This is a genomic window from Deltaproteobacteria bacterium (assembly GCA_016874775.1).
GTDB lineage: Bacteria > Desulfobacterota > Binatia > Bin18 > Bin18 > VGTJ01.
On sequence record VGTJ01000015.1, the window covers coordinates 13,635 to 36,014 of the forward strand.

18 protein-coding genes are annotated in these 22,380 nt (G+C 53.0%); 14 read left to right on the top strand and 4 right to left on the bottom strand.

Annotation, left to right across the window (positions count from 1 at the left end; genetic code table 11):
• Nucleotides 1-36: 36 nt before the first annotated feature.
• From FJ147_04195 to FJ147_04205, 3 genes are all read right to left on the bottom strand, one after another.
• Nucleotides 37-3,195: a hypothetical protein gene (locus tag FJ147_04195; protein ID MBM4255080.1), complete on the bottom strand. Its 3,159-nt coding sequence runs from the start codon at nt 3,193-3,195 to the stop codon at nt 37-39.
• An 86-nt stretch (nt 3,196-3,281) separates the two neighbouring features.
• Nucleotides 3,282-3,971: a uracil-DNA glycosylase gene (locus FJ147_04200; GenBank protein ID MBM4255081.1), complete on the bottom strand. Its 690-nt coding sequence runs from the start codon at nt 3,969-3,971 to the stop codon at nt 3,282-3,284.
• A gap of 2 nt (nt 3,972-3,973) precedes the next feature.
• Entirely contained in the window at nt 3,974-5,452 is a 1,479-nt protein-coding gene (locus FJ147_04205; protein MBM4255082.1) for a leucyl aminopeptidase, read from the bottom strand.
• Nucleotides 5,453-5,624: 172 nt separating this feature from the next.
• On the opposite strand from FJ147_04205, the gene FJ147_04210 reads away from it, so the two are divergent.
• Nucleotides 5,625-5,954, top strand: coding sequence for a DUF433 domain-containing protein (locus FJ147_04210; protein ID MBM4255083.1), 330 nt, complete (start codon nt 5,625-5,627; stop codon nt 5,952-5,954).
• Nucleotides 5,955-5,956: 2 nt separating this feature from the next.
• Nucleotides 5,957-6,298, top strand: coding sequence for a hypothetical protein (locus FJ147_04215; GenBank protein ID MBM4255084.1), 342 nt, complete (start codon nt 5,957-5,959; stop codon nt 6,296-6,298).
• 68 nt (nt 6,299-6,366) lie between these two features.
• Here the strand turns inward: FJ147_04215 and FJ147_04220 are convergent, their stop codons facing one another.
• Nucleotides 6,367-6,621, bottom strand: coding sequence for a hypothetical protein (locus FJ147_04220; GenBank protein MBM4255085.1), 255 nt, complete (start codon nt 6,619-6,621; stop codon nt 6,367-6,369).
• Nucleotides 6,622-6,775: 154 nt separating this feature from the next.
• Between FJ147_04220 and FJ147_04225 the strand changes: the two genes are divergently transcribed.
• From FJ147_04225 to FJ147_04280, 12 genes are all read left to right on the top strand, one after another.
• Nucleotides 6,776-7,801, top strand: a complete 1,026-nt coding sequence (locus tag FJ147_04225) for an LLM class flavin-dependent oxidoreductase (protein MBM4255086.1) — start codon at nt 6,776-6,778, stop codon at nt 7,799-7,801.
• Between the two features lie 193 nt (nt 7,802-7,994).
• Nucleotides 7,995-8,708 carry an alanyl-tRNA editing protein gene (locus FJ147_04230; protein ID MBM4255087.1) on the top strand — a complete coding sequence of 238 codons (714 nt, stop codon included), beginning with the start codon at nt 7,995-7,997 and terminating at the stop codon, nt 8,706-8,708.
• 180 nt (nt 8,709-8,888) lie between these two features.
• Nucleotides 8,889-9,425 (top strand): Lrp/AsnC family transcriptional regulator, encoded by a 537-nt coding sequence (locus tag FJ147_04235; protein MBM4255088.1) that lies wholly within the window; start codon nt 8,889-8,891, stop codon nt 9,423-9,425.
• Between the two features lie 205 nt (nt 9,426-9,630).
• Nucleotides 9,631-14,223: a glutamate synthase large subunit gene (gene gltB / locus FJ147_04240; protein ID MBM4255089.1), complete on the top strand. Its 4,593-nt coding sequence runs from the start codon at nt 9,631-9,633 to the stop codon at nt 14,221-14,223.
• Nucleotides 14,224-14,228: 5 nt separating this feature from the next.
• Nucleotides 14,229-14,408 (top strand): hypothetical protein, encoded by a 180-nt coding sequence (locus FJ147_04245; protein MBM4255090.1) that lies wholly within the window; start codon nt 14,229-14,231, stop codon nt 14,406-14,408.
• Nucleotides 14,409-14,536: 128 nt separating this feature from the next.
• On the top strand, nt 14,537-14,752 hold the full coding sequence (locus FJ147_04250) for a YgiT-type zinc finger protein (protein MBM4255091.1): 216 nt from the start codon (nt 14,537-14,539) through the stop codon (nt 14,750-14,752).
• Nucleotides 14,753-14,807: 55 nt separating this feature from the next.
• Nucleotides 14,808-16,292, top strand: coding sequence for a glutamate synthase subunit beta (locus FJ147_04255; GenBank protein MBM4255092.1), 1,485 nt, complete (start codon nt 14,808-14,810; stop codon nt 16,290-16,292).
• A 12-nt stretch (nt 16,293-16,304) separates the two neighbouring features.
• Nucleotides 16,305-16,655: an S-adenosylmethionine decarboxylase gene (locus tag FJ147_04260; protein ID MBM4255093.1), complete on the top strand. Its 351-nt coding sequence runs from the start codon at nt 16,305-16,307 to the stop codon at nt 16,653-16,655.
• Between the two features lie 107 nt (nt 16,656-16,762).
• A complete protein-coding gene (locus tag FJ147_04265; protein ID MBM4255094.1) occupies nt 16,763-18,682 on the top strand; it encodes a DUF4178 domain-containing protein in 1,920 nt (639 codons plus the stop codon).
• 229 nt (nt 18,683-18,911) lie between these two features.
• Entirely contained in the window at nt 18,912-19,112 is a 201-nt protein-coding gene (locus FJ147_04270) for a DUF350 domain-containing protein (GenBank protein MBM4255095.1), read from the top strand.
• Between the two features lie 14 nt (nt 19,113-19,126).
• Entirely contained in the window at nt 19,127-20,626 is a 1,500-nt protein-coding gene (locus FJ147_04275; GenBank protein ID MBM4255096.1) for a polyamine aminopropyltransferase, read from the top strand.
• Nucleotides 20,627-20,818: 192 nt separating this feature from the next.
• Nucleotides 20,819-22,330 (top strand): FAD-dependent oxidoreductase, encoded by a 1,512-nt coding sequence (locus FJ147_04280; GenBank protein MBM4255097.1) that lies wholly within the window; start codon nt 20,819-20,821, stop codon nt 22,328-22,330.
• Nucleotides 22,331-22,380: the final 50 nt, after the last annotated feature.

The following is a 22,380-nucleotide window of genomic DNA, read 5'->3' on the forward strand; positions in this document are numbered from 1 at the left end:
TACTGAATGCTGACTACTCACTACTTCGGTACCGGGTTACTTACTCACAACCTGAACCCGAAAATCGACAGCATCATCACGGTTATTCAACTGTACGTGAAACGTCGAAGTCCGTCCCGGCTCGATAGGTTGCGGAGAAGGGAGCGTCATTCGTCGCGAGATTTCTTCACCTTGACCATTCACGGCAGTCACCCACACGATGACGTTCTCAGCCGCCCGTTCGGTATCAGTGTTGCGGAGTTTTCCCGTGACCTCTACCCGCTTCTTATCTGCACTGACGGTATTCGTCAGGTCAGAAATTTCCAACTGCGGCGACCAAATCGTTGGGCGGTCACTTTCATCCTTGCGCACCTCAACCGTCCATCGGTGAGCGACACGTGCACCAGACGACGTAATCGCAGTCACCTCAAGCTCATGGGTGCCAACGGGCTGGTCCTTGAATTCAAAAAAGGAGTTTCCTCGTACCGCACGGCCATCCAGTTTCCATTCATAATCCAGGGTAGGTTCGGCATCACCTGGGACATCGACCTGAATCCCAAAGAAACGCGACAAATGGGGATACGTCGAATAGCGCTTTTGATGTGGGGTATACATCACCACCCGAGGAACCTCCGGTGCTGCCCCTACTTCCACGTCCCATTGGGCGCTTTCTTTCATCCCTCGTACGTCTGTCACTCGTAGTTCTATGCGACGAGATCCTTTTTCGCTGGCCGCAAAAGAGAACTTCGGTCCTTGTGCAGTCTTTTTGCCGTTGACGAACCACTCATAGGTCAGGGCATCTCCATCAGGATCTGTCGCCGCCGCCTCAAACGCTAAAGTCTGACCAGCAGAAGTCTTGAGTGCTGACGCATCAGGTGTTCGCGAGGTAATTTGCGGTGGAGCATTGCCCGCCACTGGAGGAGTGACAGTCGTTGTATCAGGAGTCGCGGATGCAGGTGGAGCAACGGCCACCTGCCATTCACGCATCGCGGTTAATCCGGCACGATCGCTGACCACGATGCGCACGCCATGATTACCTGCCCCTTTCGCTTTCCACGTGAGCGTCGGTTGCGCGGTGGACGACCCGCGCGCTACCCGCTTACCGTCGACTGACCATTCATAAGTAAGCTGATCTTCGCTTGAGTCACTCACCGTTGCAGCGAACGAAAGACTCTGGCCTTCTTGGGTCGTGATCAACGCTTCATCAGGGCTATATCTCGTAATCTGAGGAGGCGTATTGACTGTTCCTGCGGCAGTCCCTGTCGGTACCGGTGGGAGTGGCGCCGCAACAACCTTGACCTGCCAGTCTTTCGTCACAGTCAATCCCGCCGGGTCGGTCACCACTGCACGAACTTGATAGCTCCCCGGCTCTGGGACATTCCAATTCAGCGTCGCTTTCTTTCCTGCTTCTTCGCCGTTGACCGTCCAGACATAGGTCAGGACTTCACCACGATCAGGATCAGTAACGTCAACACGAAACGGCTGCGTGGTTCCACTGGTAACCTCAACAGTTCCCTTCTTCGGAGCAAAGGCTTGCAGTTGCGGTGGCTTACTAATGTAGGTAACCGTCACTTGCCAATGGCGTTCGACCGCTTGGCCTTGCCGGTCGGTCACTTGCAGGCGTACATCTTTTGGCGCCTCACTTCGATCTCCGACTGCCGGACTATACGTCCAACTCTCAGATTGTGAGGCCATTTGCCCATCGATAGTCCATTCATATTTCAGCGGTCCCGCGCCATCGGCCTGGGCCGCAAATGCCACGGACTCTCCCTCCAGCACGCGGATCTTCGGCTCTTGGGGCTCGACCCGAGTCATCGCAGGTGAAGCAACGGTCGGTTGTGATGGCGGCGCTGGTGTCATGAAGAAAGGTCGGAGAAAGAACGCCAGGCCTCCAACAAGGGCAAGGCCGAGCAAGGTCAATAGGACTGGATTCCAGCGTCGAGGTGCGGCAGTAGGTGTCGCGCCCTGTCTTCTTGGTGGAGCTTTTCGTGACGAACCCGTTTCACCGATTGCCCAGCGATCTTGATCGACTTCTTCGATCACGTCTGGTGAAGCCACCCCCATCGTCACTTCAACAGGAGTACTGGACGTTGTCGGAGTCTTTCTTGTTGGAGGCGGGGGGAGAGTTTTCTCTACGGTTTCTCCTTTCGCAGGAATTGGTTGCGTAGGTGAAGGAACTCCCTGTGAAGTTGCGGTCCGCGGTCCTGGCGGGGTATGCGCTACAGTTCGGTCGTCTGGGAGGTTTGTGGCTGGTGGCCGTACGACAGTAGGAGGATCCTGTCGTTCCGGTGTCAACTTAATGGGGGCAACAACAGTTGCAAAGTCTCGTAATTCAGCGTGACACGCTTCAAGATCGCGAAGAAACTCGGCAATGTTCTGGTAGCGCATTTCGCGCGATTTCGCCATCGCTTTCGTAATCAATGCACTCAACGACGGAGGCGCTTCTCTGGGAAAATGAGGAGCATTCTCCAAGGGATCATAAAGAACTTTGCCGACGATCGCCGTTTCCGTCATCCCCGAAAAGAAGCGATCCCCTGTATACATCTCATACATGACCATGCCCAAGGCATAGATGTCGGTCGCACCATCAAGCGCCTCATGACGCATTTGTTCAGGGGCACAATACTGCATGGTCCCCATGATCGCCCCAGTGCGAGTCACTTCACTGTCCTCGACGAGTTCCTTCGCGATGCCAAAATCCATGACGACCACGCGACTAGTCCGATCTTCAATCATGATATTCGAGGGCTTGATGTCACGATGAATAACCGGCGGATTTTGGGCATGGGCATAGGCTAAAGCAGCAGCGACCTGCTGAGCGATGGTCAACAGCTCAGTCGGTGGCAACCTTTTACGATCGCGCAGATACTGTCGCAGCGTTTGTCCCTCGATATACTCCATGACGAAATAATAGAAGTTGAGCGCTTCATCACGATCGATATCGAGCACTTGGGCGATATTGGGATGCCTAAGTCGCGCCATGACCCGCGCTTCACGGTAGAAGCGCGCGACCATGTCACTGCCTTCCAACACACCCGGTTGGAGGACTTTCAGTGCGAGGATGTTATTCAGGTGCGTGTGTCGAACTTTGTAGACGGTCCCCATCCCGCCCTGGCCAAGTTGACCCAGCACTTCATATTTGTTGGAAATTTCGCGTGGTCCAGCCCCAGATGGGGAACGGACGACACTCGTCTTATCGTCTACTCGTGTACTCATTGGGCATCCCTGCGGGCGGGAAGATATCCCTCATTCCCCCACGCGCCTTCTATCTTACAATATTTTCGACTCTTTATGCCAAGACCTTAGCAAAGGGTCGAAGAAATAGTCGTTTTTGCTCGCTGAAAAACTGCGGCAAACATGTCATGCGTCAAACGACCAGTAAAGGTGTTCTGCTGACTGGGGTGGTAAGAGCCGATCAAAAGAACGTTATCGAGCATGAAATGGGCGTCATGACCAAAGCGCGGAAGTGGCGCAGGAAGAGAAAAACCTAATTCACGACGCGCGGTTAGATAAGCAGCAAAGGCAATCTGACCAAGCGCAACCACCACACGGACCCGACGCAGTATCGTCAGTTCTTGTAACAGGTATGGTCGACATGCGGCAAATTCTTCCGGTGTCGGCTTATTGTCCGGCGGAGCACAATGGACCGCGGCGGTGATGTAACAGTCGTTCAATACCAAGCCATCATCTTTATGCACCGAGGTTGGCTGACTGGCAAAACCTGCATCATAGAGAGCACCATAAAGCCAATCGCCGCTGCGGTCACCAGTAAAGATACGGCCCGTTCTGTTCCCTCCGTGAGCCGCTGGAGCAAGACCGATGATAAGCAACTGTGCTTGCGGATCACCAAAGCTCGGAATCGGCTTGCCCCAATACTCCTGGTCGCGGTAGCGTTTGACTTTTTCTTGGGCCACTCGTCGGCAATGGGAAATCAGTCGCTCGCATTGAGTGCAGTTCACAATCCGACGTTGTAATGTGGCCAGGGTTGCCAAGGTTAGAAGCCCATCACATAACGCACCAATGTCCGCACCCCGAAACCGGTAGCGCCCTTAGGAGTGTAACCATTGTCTTTGCTGGTGAACGACGGGCCAGCGATATCAAGGTGCGCCCACGGAACATCACTGACGAACTCTTGTAGGAACAGTGCGGCGGCAATCGCACCGGCACTGCCACCGCCAGTGTTTTTAATATCCGCCACTGAACTCTTGATATCTTCTTTATACTCTTTGACCAGCGGTAACCGCCACAGCGGTTCGCCAGCATCATGACTGCACTGTAAGAGCGCAGCAGCCAATTCATCGTTATTACTAAACAGCCCAGCGATTTGAGTGCCGAGCGCAGTCACACACGCGCCAGTCAGCGTCGCTAAATCAATAATCACATCCGGTTTGTCTTGCACCGCGTTGATCAACGCATCGGCGAGAATGAGACGCCCTTCAGCGTCAGTGTTGAGCACCTCAACGGTTTTGCCATTACTGTAGCGAATGATGTCACCTGGTCTTTGTGCGGTACCGCTCGGCATGTTTTCTGTTGCTGGCACATATCCAGTGACCTGCACTTGCGGTTTGAGCTGAGCGATCACACTCATTACGCCCATGACTGTCGCTCCACCGGCCATATCGCGTTTCATGGTCTCCATTGATCCTGGTGGTTTAAGCGACAATCCGCCAGAATCAAAAGTGATCCCTTTCCCAACCAGCGCAACCTTTTTCTTTGGTTTACCACCAGGAGTGTAGACAAGCTTGATAAAGCGCGGTTCTTCGATGCTTCCTTGCGCAACGGCTAACAAGCCTGCCATCTTCGCGGATTTGATTTTCGCCGTGCCCCACACTTCACCTTTAATGCCGTGGCCTTTAAGCAGCTTCGTCGCCTGATCGCCGAGATAACGTGGGGTCGAAACCGAAGCAGGCTCGTTGGTGAGGTCACGTGCGAGAAACAGGCCCGGAGTGACTGTCTGCGCAACCTCAACTGCTTTTTCCACCGCCTTCGGAGATTGGAGATCCGTACTCGCGAGTGTCAATGCAGTAAGCTTCGGCTTATCGTTCTTGTCAGATTTGTATTTGTCGAAAGTATAACTGGATGACAATGCGCCTTCAACAATCGCGGCACCACTTGTTTCAGTGAGCAACGACTTATCACAAAACCAGGCAAGGTGTTTCACACCCTGACTGCGTGCCTCACGTTGCGCCTTACCGGCGACACGCCGCCATGTCTCAGCATCTATGCTCGCTGCTTTCCCGAGGCCAAGCAGCAATAACGTAGGGCTCGGCAGATGCCCATGCGTCGAGGCCGTTAGCGTCTCCCCTTCTTTTCCGACAAATTTCGTTCGTTCAATTTGTTCACTCAGCGCTCCATGCAATACAGCATCGAGGGCGTTGACGAGGTTTCCTTTCTGTTCACCTTGAGTGATAGGCACAACCAGCAAATCACAGGCAAGTTTATCAGGCGTTTGTTTCTGCACACGAATGTTCATGCGTAGCGTTCCTCAGCACGTATAACGTTAGGCAGAGTGTAAAGCGTCGGGCGGAAAACGGAAGTGGGGACTATAGGAAAGATCGCGATTCGAGCGACTCCGCTACCGAACATAATCAGAAGCCTATAGGGTCTCAGCTTTGAATGGGTACAATGGCGATGAGGAGACACCAATGCTGGAACTTCAAACGATTGAGAAGCTACTTGCTTCCATGACTCGGGCAGAGAAAGCACAGTTGCTCCAGTGGATAGTACGAGACTTAGGAGATACCTTCCCTGGGATTGAAAGCACCCCTGGTGTGTGTGGAGGAGATCCGTGCATCGTTCGTACGCGCATTCCCGTGTGGGTCATAGAAAACTACCGACGATTGGGAGCAACGGATGCGGACATTCTCCGCATGTATCCGTCGTTGCGCGCAGAAGATTTGGTGAATGCGTGGGCATATGTGCGCTCGCACCGCGATGAAATCGAACAGCAGATTCACGACAATGAGGCCGCGTAGACATGGCGCGACTGTACGCGGATGAGAATTTTCCCCTTCCTGTAGTCGAGAAGCTGCGCGAGTTAGGACACGACGTTCTCACTATCCACGAAGCAGGTAAAGCTGGACACAGGACACCTGATGAAACAGTTCTTGCCGAGGCACGGGCTGGGCAAAGAGCAGTTTTGACTCACAATCGGAAACACTTTAAATACCTCCACGCTGCGCAGGCTGAGCATGCAGGTATCATCACCTGCTCAGAAGACCTTGATTTCTCGGGCCTGGCAGATCGCATCCACAAAGCCATTGAAGAACAACCTGAGCTCTCCAATCGTCTCATTCAGGCCTATAGACCGCAGAAGTAGCATAGCCTCGATGGAGCCCTTCGACTCCGTTCAGGATGAACTCCGCGAAGTCGAGGGAGTTGTCACGTTCACACTTTCTTAATCGTTGCCCTGGCTATAAAGTAATGCTTCTCCAAGAGGTGTTGTACGGTCTGGGTAATTCTTCCAAGGTCCTTGCGCTTGATCTTACGAATCATGAAGTGATTAGTAGCGTGGTCGATCTCGTCAATACTGATCGAGCACAAATCGTGTAGCTCATGGTAGACCTCTTCGCCAAAATTGTGAAACCGGTGAAGGAAGGAATCACGTTGATCGTCGGGAACGGTAATTTTGAGTGTGAACAAGGCCTATTCTCCATTTGTTCACCATATATTTTGTGTCAGTGAGTGAGTCTTTTTGCGAAGAAAATCAATAACCTCGATGTAGTGGAACGTCATCATTCATCATTGACAGCAACTCCGACTGTGATTTAAGGGAGGCGCAAAAGGAGGGTTTGCTATGCGCTTTGGCCTAATGATGCCGTTTCAGAATCCGCTGCAATGGGCGCGGCCGTATCCCGAACTCTATCGCGAATACATCGAACAAACTGTGCTGGCTGAGGAATTAGGCTATGACACCATCTGGCTCACAGAGCATCATTTCGATGATGATGGCTGGTCGCCGTCGCTGCTGCCATTAGCCGCTGGTATCGCAACGCGCACCAGTCGCATTCGCATCGGCACATTCATTCTCATTTTGCCGTTCCAACACGCACTGCGGGTGGCAGAGGATACCGCTACGGTTGACATCCTTTCCAATGGGCGCATCGATTTGGGAGTTGGCAAAGGGTATCGCGTGAAAGAGTTTACCGGCTTTGGCATCCCTCGTGAGCAGCGTGAAGCGATGTTGGAAGAAGGACTGGAAGTGATTCGACGTGCATGGACAGAGAAGAAATTTTCGTTTGACGGGCAATTTTATCATCTGCGCGATGTCACCCTTACTCCTCGTCCAGTGCAGCAACCACACCCTCCGTTGTGGATCGGCGCGCGTGGAAAAAAGGCAGTAGAACGCGCCGCACGGTTGGGCTATCACCTCATGGGTACGGGTGAGCTTGAAGTGCAACAGTTCTATGATCGTGCGTTGACTCAGCACGGTCGTCATCCGCAGGATTTCTCACTCACACAATTGCGCTGGATGTATGTCGCTAAGACACGGGAGCAAGCGTGGGAAGAGGCTGGCCCACATCTGTCCTATATTTTCTCCACTGCCTTTCCTTTGTTGAAAGAAGCTGGCGATCTGCGCAAAGATCGCGCGATGGGTGAAGTGCCGTCATTAGCCAATCTCCAGAAGATTGATCCCGGGGTGCCGGGCGGTTTCCCGGTGATTGGCACGCCAGACGATTGTCGCCGCGCGATTGAGAGTTATCGACAAGGGACACGTGTCACCGATTTGGCCTTAGGCATGTATTTGCCAGGGTTTGCTCCAGAAAAAATACGACAGTCGATCACACTCTTCGCCAGGGAAGTGATACCGCACTTTAAGTGACTTCAGACACCGCTTGCTCCTACGTCAAGAAAGTTCGCTAGGGAGCCAAGGGAACGTCATTCCTCCGAAAAACGGTGGCTTCTCGTGCCCAGGCAGAGCCTGGGCACGACGTGGGAACGAGGCTCAACCTCTGCCACCAATGCGGTCCCAGGCGGAGCCTGGGACCGAGGACATTCACAGCAAGGAGACCAGCATGAGCACATGGCTCTTTCAAACTGACTCGTATCTGCGTGAGTTCACAGCACGTGTCACTGCTATGCAAGAAAATCGCCTCGCGCTTGACCAGACAGCCTTCTACCCCACCGGCGGAGGGCAGCCCTGCGATCATGGTTCCCTGTCCGCTGATGGCCAACAGTGGGCTGTCACCAATGTTCGCAGAGATGGCGACGAAATCTGGCATGAGGTTGAGGGGACACCACCAGCGGTAGGAACGACCGTGACCGGCTCGATTACCTGGGACCGCCGCTATGCGCTGATGCGCACCCACACCGCGCTTCACATGCTCGCTGGTGTTATCTGGCGGAACTACGGTGCACAGGTTACCGGTGGCAACATGGAACCGTTACGCGCACGTATGGACTTCGAGTTCGAGAGTATGCGTCGCGAACTGGTCGAAGAGATTGAACAGAAAGTGAATCAAGAAATAGCCGCCGCACGTCCCATTCAAGTCAGCATTCTGCCTCGCGCACAGGCCTTCGCTATTCCTGATCTGATTCGCACCAAGATCAATCTGCTGCCCGAAGGAATCGAGCAGGTACGAGTTGTCGATATTGTCGGCTTAGACCTGCAGGCCGATGGTGGCACTCACGTCGCCAATACGCGCGAAGTCGGCGGCATTAAAATTGTCGACTACAAGAGCAAAGGCAAGCTCAATAAACGGTTAGAAATTACGATCGTTGAAGGATAAAAGCCTTCACAACGATCTTTTTAACTGCTTTTTTGCCTTTTGCCCTAAAAAAACTCGATTCATCCTTGTTTCTACCCTCTTTTTTTCTTTACAATCAGAAAATTATCTTGACAAAAGGCGTATCAATAAACTATTTATTAGCCCGGTTCGGGGTTACGCCTCAAGAAATTAGGGAGAGCTATGGAACTCGACAACGTCGATCGTCACATCTTGTCGATTTTGCAGGAAGACTGCACCCTACAGTTAGCCAAGATTGGTGAGCGTGTAGGGCTCTCTGCCCCGTCAGTAGCCGACCGAATCAAGAAACTCGAAGAGAGTGGCATCATTCGCGGCTACACGGCGATCTTGGATTCCCGCAAGCTGGGAAAAGATATTACCGCTTTCATTGGCGTGTTTATCGATCATCCGAAGTTGATCAAGAATTTTGAACGAGAAATCGACCGCATGGAAGCGGTGCAGGAATGTCACCATGTAACCGGAGAGCACACGGTCTTATTGAAAGTAAAGATCGACAACACTTCCGCATTGGAAGAACTGATTCGCCGCATTCGCTCAATCGACGGCGTGATGCGAACTGAAACTTCGATTGTCTTGTCCACCTACACCGAAGGATTGTGGCTCGATCTGAAAGAACGCCCCAAACCACCTGAATCAGAAAAGTCCCATAAAGGACATGGAGAGACGGTCGTACCACTTAAGTTGCGGCGTGGCAGTTAACGAAAAAATTGCAGATTGTGGATGAGGGATTAGGGAGGAGGGGTTGCGGATTGGCGAGAAAAGTAAAAGGAAGAATGTTCCAAAGAGTGAAGAGTGAAGAATTCAAAAAGGAAACCTGAGCACCCATATCACCCGGATTCCCCTTCCTACATTCTTAATTCTTCATTTTTAATTCTGCATTGTTCCAGAGAAGGGAGCGCGCACTATGACACAGATCGGTATTCCTCCCAAACAAGGCCTGTATGATCCACAGCACGAACACGATGCCTGTGGCATGGGTTTCGTGGTCAATATCAAAGGGAAGAAATCTCACACGATTGTCGACCAGGCCTTAACTGTTTTAGCCCATTTGGATCATCGTGGTGCGCGTGGCTGTGAAGAAGCAACCGGTGACGGCGCAGGAATTTTGTTCCAAGTTCCCCACACCTTCTTTCAGCATACATGTGCAGCGCTGGATATTCGCCTGCCGGAAGCCGGACAGTATGGTGTCGGCATGTTCTTCCTCCCGCCAGATGCTGAACAGCGCCGCAGTATTGAGCAACGCGTCGAAACAATCGTCCGCGAAGAGGGGCAAACAGTCCTTGGCTGGCGAGATGTTCCTGTCGATAACAGCCAGTTAGGAGCATCGGCAAAAGCCTGCGAGCCGATGATTCGCCAGTTGTTCATTGGTCGTACGACAACAGGTACTGACCCTCTCGACTTCGAGCGCAAACTCTATGTGATCCGCCGACGCGCTTCGCGCGAGATTCGTTTCGGCTCTATGGCGGGAGGACAGTATTTCTATGCGCCGAGTTTATCGAGCCGCACCATCATCTATAAAGGGATGCTCACCCCAGGGCAGGTTAGCACGTTTTATCGCGATCTCTCTGATCCTTTGGTCGAATCCGCAATCGCTATCGTCCACTCACGTTTCAGTACCAATACCTTCCCCAGTTGGGAACGTGCCCATCCGTATCGCTATCTGATTCACAACGGTGAGATTAACACCCTGCGTGGCAACGAAAACTGGATGCATGCGCGGCAGTCGATGCTGTCATCACCGCTGTTTGGCGATGACTTGCAGAAGCTGTTCCCTATCATTCAAGAAGACGGCAGCGACTCCACCAAGTTCGACAATTGCCTGGAGTTTCTCGTTCTCAGCGGACGTTCTCTCCCACACGCAGTGATGATGATGATTCCCGAACCGTGGGAGAATCACGAAAGTATGAGCGCAGAGAATCGCGCTTTTTACGAATACCACAGCAGTTTGATAGAACCGTGGGATGGTCCAGCTTCGATCGGCTTCACTGATGGTGTTCGCGTTGGTGCCGTGCTGGATCGTAACGGACTGCGCCCTTCACGGTACTACGTCACCAAAGACGATCTTGTCGTCCTCGCGTCGGAAGTTGGCGTGTTGGAGGTTGCGCCTGAAATGGTCCTGGAAAAACGTCGCTTGCAGCCGGGGCGAATGTTACTGGTGGATACGGAAAAAGGCCGCATCATCAGTGACGAAGAGATCAAGCAGGAAATTGCCACCGCGCTTCCGTATCAAGAATGGGTCAAGAATACGGTACATTTCGACGAACTGCCAACACCAAAGGATACAGAGCCGGTCCATAACCATCAGGCAACCCTGCAGAAGCAGCAGGCGTTTGGCTATAACTTTGAAGACCTCAGGATCAACCTCGGACCGATGGCGCAAAATGGTATTCAGCCAATTGGCTCGATGGGGACCGACACACCATTGGCGGTGCTCTCTGATCGTCCACAATTGCTTTACAATTATTTCAAGCAACTCTTTGCCCAGGTCACCAATCCGCCAATCGATCCCATTCGTGAGGAACTGATTACCTCAACAACGCTCACAATCGGTTCAGAAGGAAATCTGGTAGATCCGCAACCAAACAGTTGCCACCAACTGCGGTTGTCCACTCCGATTTTGAAAAATTCGGAGATAGAGAAACTGCGCAAGCTTGATCAGCCGGGGATCAAAGCAGTTACACTACCGATCCTCTTTAACCCAAGAGCAGGGCAAGCCGGACTTGAACAAGCAATCGCCGCCCTCTATCAAGCTGCGGACAAAGCAATCGCTGGCGGTGCCACCATTTTGATTCTGTCAGACAAAGGGGTTGATCGGACGCACGCTGCCATCCCTGCCCTCCTCGCTTCGGCAGGCTTACATCATCATCTCATCCGTAATGGCATGCGTACTCGTGTAGGCTTGGTGTTAGAATCCGGTGAGCCACGCGAGGTGCACCATTTCTGTCTATTGCTCGGCTACGGTGTGCAGGCGTTCAATCCCTACATGGCCTACGAGTCGCTTAACGACATGATCCATGAGGGAATGCTCGACCTCAGCTATTACGATGCTGTGAAAGGCTACAACAAAGCCGTCGTCAAAGGCGTGGTCAAAGTGATGGCCAAGATGGGCATCTCAACCATCAAGTCCTATTGCGGCGCGCAGATCTTCGAAGCGGTTGGGCTCGGGCAAGAACTGATTGACAAGTATTTTACGTGGACGCCATCGCGTATCGGCGGTATTGGGATTGATGTCATTACGCGCGAAGCGATCCAGCAACACGGCAAAGCCTTCCCAGAAATTTCGCTTGACGGTCATACATTGGAAGTCCAAGGCCAATATCAGTATCGCGCTGATGGCGAGTTGCACCTTTTCAACCCGAAGACGATTCATTTGCTGCAGAAGGCCAGTCGGACCAATAACTACGCCACGTTTAAGGAGTACAGCAAACTCATTGATGACCAGTCTGAACGGATGGCGACGTTACGTGGGTTAATGGATCTGAAGTTCGCACCGACGCCGATCCCGCTCGAAGAAGTTGAGTCAGTCGAGGAGATCGTTAAACGGTTCAAGACTGGCGCGATGTCATACGGATCGATCAGCAAAGAAGCGCATGAGTCGCTCGCCATTGCCATGAACCGCATCGGCGGTAAGAGCAACACGGGTGAAGGCGGTGAAGATCCGGCTCGCTACGTCCTCGATACCAATGGTGACTCACGCAACAGCGCGATCAAACAAGTCGCGTCTGGGCGCTTTGGTGTCACGAGTCACTATTTGACACAAGCCAAAGAGATTCAGATCAAAATGGCGCAAGGCGCCAAGCCTGGTGAAGGTGGCGAGTTGCCTGGACGTAAAGTCTATCCGTGGATCGCTAAAGTGCGACACTCAACTCCTGGCGTTGGCTTGATCTCACCGCCACCGCATCATGACATCTATTCGATCGAGGATCTGGCGCAATTGATTCATGACCTCAAGAACGCCAATGATCAGGCTCGTATCAGTGTAAAACTGGTGTCTGAAGTCGGAGTCGGCACCATTGCTGCTGGTGTCGCCAAGGGTCATGCGGATGTCGTGCTCATTAGTGGACACGACGGCGGGACTGGTGCCTCACCGCAAACCAGCATCAAGCACGCAGGTTTACCGTGGGAACTGGGTGTTGCCGAAACCCATCAGACCCTGGTGCTGAATAATCTGCGCAGTCGCATTGTGGTTGAGACCGATGGACAGTTAAAAACCGGACGAGATGCGGTTATCGCAGCGTTGCTTGGCGCAGAAGAATTCGGTTTCGCAACCACAGGCCTCGTTGTTCTCGGCTGCATCATGATGCGCGTGTGTCATCTCGACACCTGCCCGGTTGGCGTCGCCACCCAGAATCCTGAGTTGCGTAAGAAGTTTACTGGTGATCCGTCGCATGTCGTAAACTTCATGTACATGATCGCGCAAGAGATGCGCGAGTACATGGCGCAGCTTGGCTTCCGCACAGTCAGCGAGGTGGTGGGACGTACGGACAAGCTCGCCATGCATCGCGCGGTTGACCACTGGAAAGCCAAGGGGTTGGACTATTCAGCGATTCTTTATCAGCCTCAGGTTGGTCCAGAAGTTGGCCGTTACTGTCAGATTCTTCAGAATCACGGTCTCGATAAAGCGCTTGATAACCAAGTGTTACTCAAACTGGCGCAACCTGCACTTGAACGTCAGGAAAAGGTTGAGGCAACAGTACCGATTCGGAATATCAACCGGGTCGTCGGCACGCTGCTTGGTAGTGAAGTCACGCGCCGCTTTGGTCCGCATGGGTTACACGAGGATACGATTCATTTTCGTTTCCAAGGCTCGGCAGGACAGAGCTTTGGTGCGTTTATCCCACGCGGTATGCGGCTGGATCTCGAAGGTGATGCCAACGACTACTGCGGCAAAGGGCTCTCTGGTGGCAAGATCGTCGCCTATCCACCAGCGGGATCGACCTTTGTCCCCGAGGATAACATCATCATCGGTAATGTGGCTTTTTATGGGGCAACCGGCGGTGAAGCGTACATCCGCGGCATGGCCGGCGAGCGCTTTGCGGTCCGCAACAGCGGGGCATGGGCAGTGGTTGAGGGTGTAGGTGACCACGGCTGCGAGTATATGACTGGAGGTCGCGTCGTCGTCCTGGGTAAAACTGGGCGTAACTTTGCCGCTGGCATGTCAGGTGGAGTCGCCTACGTACTTGACGAAGGTGGCACTTTCGCCAGCCACTGTAACCAGGAGACCGTCTTCCTCGAACGCATGGAAGAATGGGATCTGCAAGAACTAGAGAAGCTCATCTGGAAGCATGTAGACCACACCAATAGTGACCGTGCGCGGCACATTTTGACATACTGGAACGACTTCGCACCGAAGTTCGTGAAAGTCATGCCTAAAGACTACAAGCGCATGCTTGACGCCGTTCGTGAAGCCGAGCACCAAGGGCACCTGGGTGACGAAGCTGTTATGGCGGCATTTGAAGCGAACAAGAATGATGCCGCGCGGGTGAGTGGGAACTAGCTGGTGTGGACATTCTCACAAAGATCAAGCGGCTTGCTATTGCCAGGCGATTGCGCTTCACTTTCAAGGCAGATCTTGAACGTATAGGAGACGGGCTTACAGTTGAAGATATTGTCGAATCTCTGGTGAACGCGCCAGCAATTAACAAAACGCTCCGCTCACGGAGTCCAGGGCGAGTTCAGTAGCGAGAGAAACTCTATGGTATCGTCAGTCCCACCTATGATGGCATGCTTGTGTATACCAAAGGCACGATTCGTACAGTACAGGGCAATGAAGAATATTACTTGTTGATTTCCGCCAAGAGGGATGTGTTATGAACTCGCACTTGCGTGAGTGTCCAATTTGTGGGAGCCGGAAAATATTTCCAACGAAAAAAGATTTGGAGTTCGTCCGGCAGAACAAAAAAATCCGAATCCCTCAGGTTACCTGTGAGGTGTGTCCAGATTGTGGCGAAATTATCACTGATTATGAAGCGAACCAGTACATCGATTCAGTCGTTTTCGGTCAGGAATACCGACGAGCATCTTGATTCTCGTTCGTGAAGAGCCTCCGCCTCAAAAGAACGACAAGGAGACAGAAGAGGAATGGGTAAACCAACTGGCTTTATGGAATTTGGGCGCGAGTTGCCAGTCGATCGCTCACCGCTCGTGCGGCTCAAGGATTGGCAAGAGTTCCACGAGCATTTTCCAGAAAGCAAGCTTAAACAACAAGGCGCGCGCTGCATGGATTGCGGCATTCCGTTTTGCCACACCGGCCAACTCATCAGCGGTATGGCGTCTGGTTGTCCAATCAACAACTTGATCCCCGAGTGGAACGATCTCGTCTATCGTGGTTTGTGGAAAGAAGCGCTCGAACGGCTCCATAAAACCAACAACTTTCCAGAGTTTACCGGGCGCGTTTGCCCCGCTCCGTGTGAGGGATCGTGTGTCCTCGGCATGAACGAACTGCCGGTGACAATTAAAAACATCGAATGTTCGATCATCGATAAAGGCTTCGCTGAAGGGTGGGTGAAACCTGAACCGCCAGAGAAACGCACTAGTAAGAAAGTTGCGGTAGTAGGGTCTGGTCCTGCCGGGCTGGCGTGTGCCGATCAACTCAATCATGCTGGCCACTTGGTGACCGTGTACGAACGAGCCGATCGGATTGGCGGCTTGCTCATGTACGGCATTCCTAACATGAAGCTCGAAAAGCAGCTTGTTCAACGGCGACTCGACCTCATGGCTGCGGAAGGAGTAAAGTTCGTCACCAACGCAGATATTGGCCGCACGATGCCAGCCGAGCAATTACGACAGCAGTTCGACGCCGTTGTGTTGTGTACTGGCGCCACCAAGCCACGCGACCTACCCATCGAAGGTCGCAACCTCAAAGGCATTCATTTCGCCATGGAGTTTCTCCACGCCAACACCAAGAGCTTACTCGACTCCGACCTCGCCGATGGCAAATATATTTCGGCAAAAGACAAGCATGTGATCGTCGTTGGCGGTGGAGACACCGGCACTGACTGTGTAGGCACCTCAATGCGTCACGGCTGTCAAAGTCTCACCCAGTTAGAAATTCTCGCGCGTCCACCTGACAATCGTGCCGCAGATAACCCCTGGCCTGAATGGCCCAAGGTGTACAAACTTGATTACGGACAGGAAGAAGCGAAAGCCCGTTTTGGTGACGACCCCCGGGTTTACCTCACTACCGGAGAGAAATTTGTTGGTGATGCTAACGGCAATGTAAAAGAATTACACATCGTTGATGTCACTTGGGGCAAAGATGCCAAAGGGATGTTTGGCCCACAGAGAGTTCCAGGATCAGAACGCGCCTTGAAGGCGGATCTCGTGCTTCTCGCCATGGGCTTCCTTGGTCCAGAAGATACCGTGTTGGAGCAACTCAACGTCAAACGCGATGCGCGCTCAAACGCTGCCGCCGAGCATGGCAAATTCGCTACCAGTGTCGAAGGGGTGTTTGCCGCAGGCGATTGTCGCCGCGGTCAGAGCCTGATTGTCTGGGCAATTAATGAAGGACGGGGTGCAGCCCGCGAGTGTGATCGCTTTTTGATGGGCGAAACCAATCTGCCGTAGAACAGCAGGGCAATGACCGTTGGACAAGAATGGCTAGTAGACGCAATAGGATGTGCTCCTGAGCGATTGTGCGACTTGAACACGCTTCAACAGGTTTGTGAACGCATCATCACTGAGCTTGATCTCCATGTCATTGGCGAAAGTGTTTGGCACCAATTCCCTTCACCTGGTGGCATAACAGGTATCTATCTGCTCACTGAGTCGCACCTCACCTGCCATACCTACCCTGAAACTGGCATCGTGACGTTCAATCTCTATTGCTGTCGTCCGCGACCGGAGTGGCGGTGGGTTGAAGAGCTTACTGCGACATTTGCTGCGCGTCAGGTTACGGCCCGAACCTTCATGCGGGGCGTTACAGATTAGATCGTTGTCGGAGACGCTTCACTTATTCCGGCTTACGGGAAGGCTCCTGATTTGCAGCCCTGTGTTCATTTCATATAGAGTAAGGCAGGAAGCGGTTGTGAGGGAGTATGGTTCAGGCCTCCTGTCCAGGGTGCGGGTCATCAATAACATTCAAACTTGGGTCGTCGGTTGTTCTCGTCTGCGAATTCTGCCGTTCGGTAGTGGCACGTGGAGACCGCAATCCTGAAGACCTAGGGAAAGTTGCGTATCTCGTCGCCACCGATTCTCCTCTGGCGATCGGGTTACGAGGTCGCTATCAAGGTGAAGCCTTTGAATTGACTGGCCGAGTCCAATTCAGCCACGAAGCTGGTGGACTGTGGAACGAATGGTACGCTTCGTTTCCTAACGATCGTTGGGGCTGGTTGGCAGAAGCGCAGGGACGATTCTATCTGACTTTTCAGAAGCACCTCGCAGATCCTGACGCAATTGAATCATTTTCCAACCTCGCACTTGGAGCACTCGTCTTTGCCCTGTCTCCACCCACACCATTGACTGTTACAGAGAAAGGCATTGCTCACACGGTCAGTGCCGAAGGAGAAATCCCCTACCGGTTCATTCCTGGCGTTGAGCATCAGTATGCCGACCTTTCTGGCCCTCACGGTGAGTTTGCGACGCTCGACTATAGTGAACACTTGCCATTGGCATTCGTCGGCCGTGAGGTAGACTTTGGTGAATTGGGGTTTCCCCGGACTGAAACCTCACGTGCAGCGACTCCTGTCGCGGCTCAGCAGCTCTCGTGTCCGAACTGTGGCAGCGCACTCTCTTTACGTGTTCCTGATCAGACTGAACGAGTCACCTGCCCAAGCTGTAGTTCATTGCTCGATATCAACCACGGCAACCTCAAATTCCTGCGCGCCCTCAGTCATACCGTCACCCCAGTCATTCCGTTGGGTGCAGTCGGTCATTTCGACCATCACCCTCCGCTGACGGTGATTGGCTTCTTGCAACGAAGTGTCGAGTTCGATGGAGTTCGCTATTTCTGGGAAGAATACTTGCTCTATGCTCCGCGACTCGGGTTTCGCTGGCTGGTGCGCAGTGACGATCATTGGAATTTTGTCAGGCCGCTTCCCCCCGGCAAGGTAACGAACGAAGCCCAAAAGGCTCGCTATGAAAAGAAAAAGTTCAAACTCTTTCAAGGCGCACCAGCGCGGGTTGAGCACGTACTCGGCGAGTTTTATTGGCGGGTTGAGGTTGGTGAAACCGTCATGACGGCAGACTATGTGGCTCCCCCTTTTACGTTGTCTCGCGAGATCTCCGTGTCCACTCAATCTAGCGCCGGGGAGATCAATTGGTCGCTGGGAGAATATCTCTCACCACAAGTGATAGAGAAAGCCTTCAACCTTCGCGACTTGCCGCGCCCGTGGAAGATCGCACCGAACCAACCGTATCCGCATTGGAAAGTCTATGAACATTGGTTGCAGTTCGCCCTCATGGCCTTGATCTTGGGTTTTCTCTTGCTTTTTCTTGGGGCCCAGCGGCTCGTCGTGCGACAGACCTATGAGCTTGATCCTCTCAAGGTGAGTGAAACTACGGCGATTCGATTCAGTGAGCCGTTCACTCTCCAGCCGCGACAAAACGTGGAGATTACCGTAACCACATCATTAGAGAACTCCTGGCTTGATCTCGCCGGAGATCTCATCAATCAACAAACCGATGAAGCCCAAGGCTTCTCCCTTGCCCTTGAGTATTATCGCGGAATCGAAGATGGGGAGGCGTGGACCGAAGGAAGCCGGTCGTCAACCGTGTATCTCACTGCACCAGAGGCAGGAACGTATATCCTGGGGTTTGAGGCGCAATGGAACAAAAGCGAGTCTCAGCCGGTGACTTTTACCATAACCATCAAGCAGGGTGTTCCACGTCCGAAGCACCTCATCCTCACCATCCTTGCACTTTCCCTGGTTCCACTCTTTGTCGCCTTGAGACACTATTATTTTGAAGTACAGCGCTGGAGTGACAGCATGTATAATCCGTATGATTCCGCAGGCTAAGGAAGAGAGAGGGAAGTGGGGTGTTGAGAAAATTTTATCTTGTCACCGGGGGAATGGTCCTCCTATATTATGGCTGGGTTGGATTTACCGGCCAAGAATTTGGTAACCCTGAAAAGCAGCTAATCCCAGCAAGCGCACGACACTCGCCAGGAGGGTACCGGTCGTTCCATACCTGGCACTCTGGCTATCGAGGAGGCAAGTGATGATGGAAGAGCAGTTCGATCATTTCATGACCCAGGTCATGAGTTCATTGATTTTTGCACTTATCGGCGTGATCGTCTTTGCTGTCGCGTTTTGGCTGATCGTGAGGATCTCGCCATTTTCAGTCCGCAAAGAGATTGAAGAAGATCAGAATGTGGCTCTCAGTATCGTCATCGCGTCGGTCATTATCGGCGTGGCATTGATCGTTTCAGCAGCGATTCATGGGTAAGGCACCTTCGCACGCTGCGCCCAACTATCCTTTTCATCAACGTCTTCATCATTGCCACCTGCGGGTTAGTGTATGAACTGCTCGCTGGCACCTTGGCCAGTTACGTTCTCGGCGACAGTGTCACGCAGTTTTCGCTGATCATCGGCATCTATCTCTTTGCTTTGGGTGTAGGTGCCTGGTTGTCACAGTTTATCGAGACTGGCCTTGCGCGCCGCTTTATTGAAATCGAACTCGGGGTTGCCCTCTTGGGAGGGTTATCCGCACCTTTACTATTCTTGAGCTTCGCCCGGCTCAGCTCTTTTCACCTTGTGTTATATGGATCGGTGTTCGTCATCGGGGTGCTTGTCGGGCTAGAACTTCCGCTGCTCATGCGTATTTTGAAAGACGTGCTCGACTTCAAAGATTTGGTCTCCCGCGTCTTGACCTTTGATTACATCGGCGCGTTGGTTGCCTCGCTGCTCTTTCCACTGTTTTGTGTTCCTCGGCTCGGTCTGGTGCGTACCTCCTTACTCTTTGGGCTGTTCAATGCGGCAGTCGGATTGTGGGCAACCTGGTACATGGAACCACTTCTCAAGGGCAGCTTGACCGGACTGCGTCTGCGAGCGGTTCTCGTAATAACAATTCTCACCGTCGGGATGATCAAAGCAAACACATTGACAACATTGGCGGAAAGCGATCTCTTCGCCAATGAAGTCCTTTATGCACGTACCACTTCGTATCAACGCATCGTCCTCACCGGTGACAAGACCGGTTTTCAACTGTTCCTCAATGGTCACTTACAGTTCAATTCCCTCGATGAGTATCGCTATCATGAAGCACTCGTTCATCCAGCGATGGCGCTTGTACGTTCCCCGCGCCGAGCCTTGATTCTTGGCGGCGGAGACGGTTTAGCACTCCGTGAGATTCTCCATTATCCCTCGGTCGAGTCGGTAACGCTGGTCGATCTTGATCCAGGTATGACGACCCTCTCTCAGCATTTCCCACCTCTTGCCAAGCTTAATCATCAGTCTTTTTCTGATCCCCGCGTCCGAGTTGTGAATCAGGATGCGATGCTATGGCTGGAAGACACGCAAGGCTTGTATGATGTCGCCATTGTCGACTTTCCTGACCCTGGTACTTTTGCGCTTGGTAAGCTCTATACCACACGGTTCTACAAACTCTTGAAACAACGACTCGCCCCTGACGCCGCAGTGGGTATTCAATCGACCTCACCGCTCGTCGCGCGTACGGCATTCTGGTGTATCATTCGCACGATGGAAGCTACGAGGTTTTTTGTCCGTCCCTACCATGTCGCAGTCCCTTCATTCGGGGTCTGGGGATTTGCGCTCGCCCAAACGGCTCCGTTCGAGCCACCAACCACTGCGCCCCCTGCCCTTCGCTTCCTGGACAACCAAACGATGGCGGCACTCTTTGTCCTGTCAGCCGACCTGGGTCCCGTCCCAGTAGAAATCAATCGCTTGGATAATCAAGTGCTCGTACGCTATTACGATGCGGAGTGGCGAAAATATGAATGAGAGGAATAACGCGTAATCCGTAAAACGTAACCGTTCCCTCTGTTCGTTGACGTTTGACACATTTACGTTTTGCTTCTTATGTTCACTTTCACTCGTCGTGATGTTCTCGCTGCCTTCGTTGGACTACCGGCTGCGCTCGCTGCATGTCGATCACAGCCGCCACCACTTGCATTGGAAGGACGTATCATTGGGATGTCAGACGTGATCGGCCATCGTATTCGCGATGGCCTCAACCTCGCAGTCCCACCTGAGCGTTGGCACAATGTCGCCGTAGTTATTATCGGCGGAGGAGTCGCAGGACTCTCTGCGGCGTGGCAACTCCAGCGTGCTGGGGTTACGGATTTCATCGTGCTTGAACTTGAACCACAACCAGGTGGGACTTCACGCAGCGAAACCTCTCCCCTCGTCCCGTACCCGTGGGGAGCGCACTACCTGCCGGTGCCACTGAAAGAAAACACGCAACTCGTGGCACTTCTTGATGAGATAGGGTTGCTTGAAGGCCGCACTCAAGATGGAGACCCCGTCGTCGCCGAACAGTATTTGTACCGCGATCCCCAGGAACGTTTGTTCTATCGAGGTCGCTGGTACGAAGGGCTTTACTTACACGCAGGCGCTAGCGCAGAGGATCTTGCCCAGTTCGAGGCATTCACCACTGAAATCGATCGCTGGGTCGCCTGGCGGGATTCCCGTGGACGTCGCGCGTTCACCATCCCTGCAGCAACCTGTTCAGATGACGCCGAAGTCACCGCACTCGATCAAATCACTATGAGTGAATGGTTGAACCAGCATGGATGGCGATCCCCGCGCTTACGGTGGTTGGTCGATTACGGGTGCCGTGACGACTTCGGCCTGACGGTCGAGCAAACCAGTGCGTGGGCAGGAATCTTCTATTTCGCGGCTCGTGTCAAAAGTCCGGGTGACGACGCACAACCACTCATGACGTGGCCGGAAGGAAACGGACGTCTTGTGACATATTTGTCCAGCGCCCTGCGTTCCCAGGTACGACTGGGTCTTGCCGTGGCAGATATCAATCCAGTCGCGACGAACGGAAGGGAACATCTTGAAGTCAGAGCCTTTGATACACACACTCAGGCCCCGATCGGATTTCATGCAGATCGAGTAATCCTCACGACGCCGCAGATGCTCTCACGTTATCTGATTCGGCCGTACCGCGATGATCCCCCAGCTCACCTACGAGAATTTTCGTACGGCTCATGTATGGTAGCAAATGTACTTCTGACCCAACGCCCGGAAAGCCGAGGATTCCCGCTCGCATGGGACAATGTGCTTTACGACAGCCCCTCACTTGGGTATGTCGTAGCTACGCATCAACGTGGATTAGATCATGGGCCGACGGTGCTGACCTATTACTATCCATTCTGTGACACTGACCCGCAGCTGGCACGGGCAAAGTTCCTGGCTGTGGATTGGAGGACGTGCGCGGATATCGTCTTCACCGATCTACGTCGCCCGCACCCCTCACTGCATAAAGTTGCCCAACGCTTGGACGTGATGCGTTGGGGACACGCGATGATTCACCCACATCCAGATTTTGTTTGGAGTGAGGCGCGCCGCAGAGCTTCAGTCCCATTTCGCGGCATTCATTTTGCCAACACCGACCTCAGCGGAGTTGCGCTGTTTGAAGAGGCTTTCTATCACGGAGTGAGAGCAGCGGAAGAAGTGCTCAAAGAGAATGGAAAGTGAAGAGCAGAGCGTTCAGAGTAAAGAGGTAAGCATGGATCATCTGTCACCCC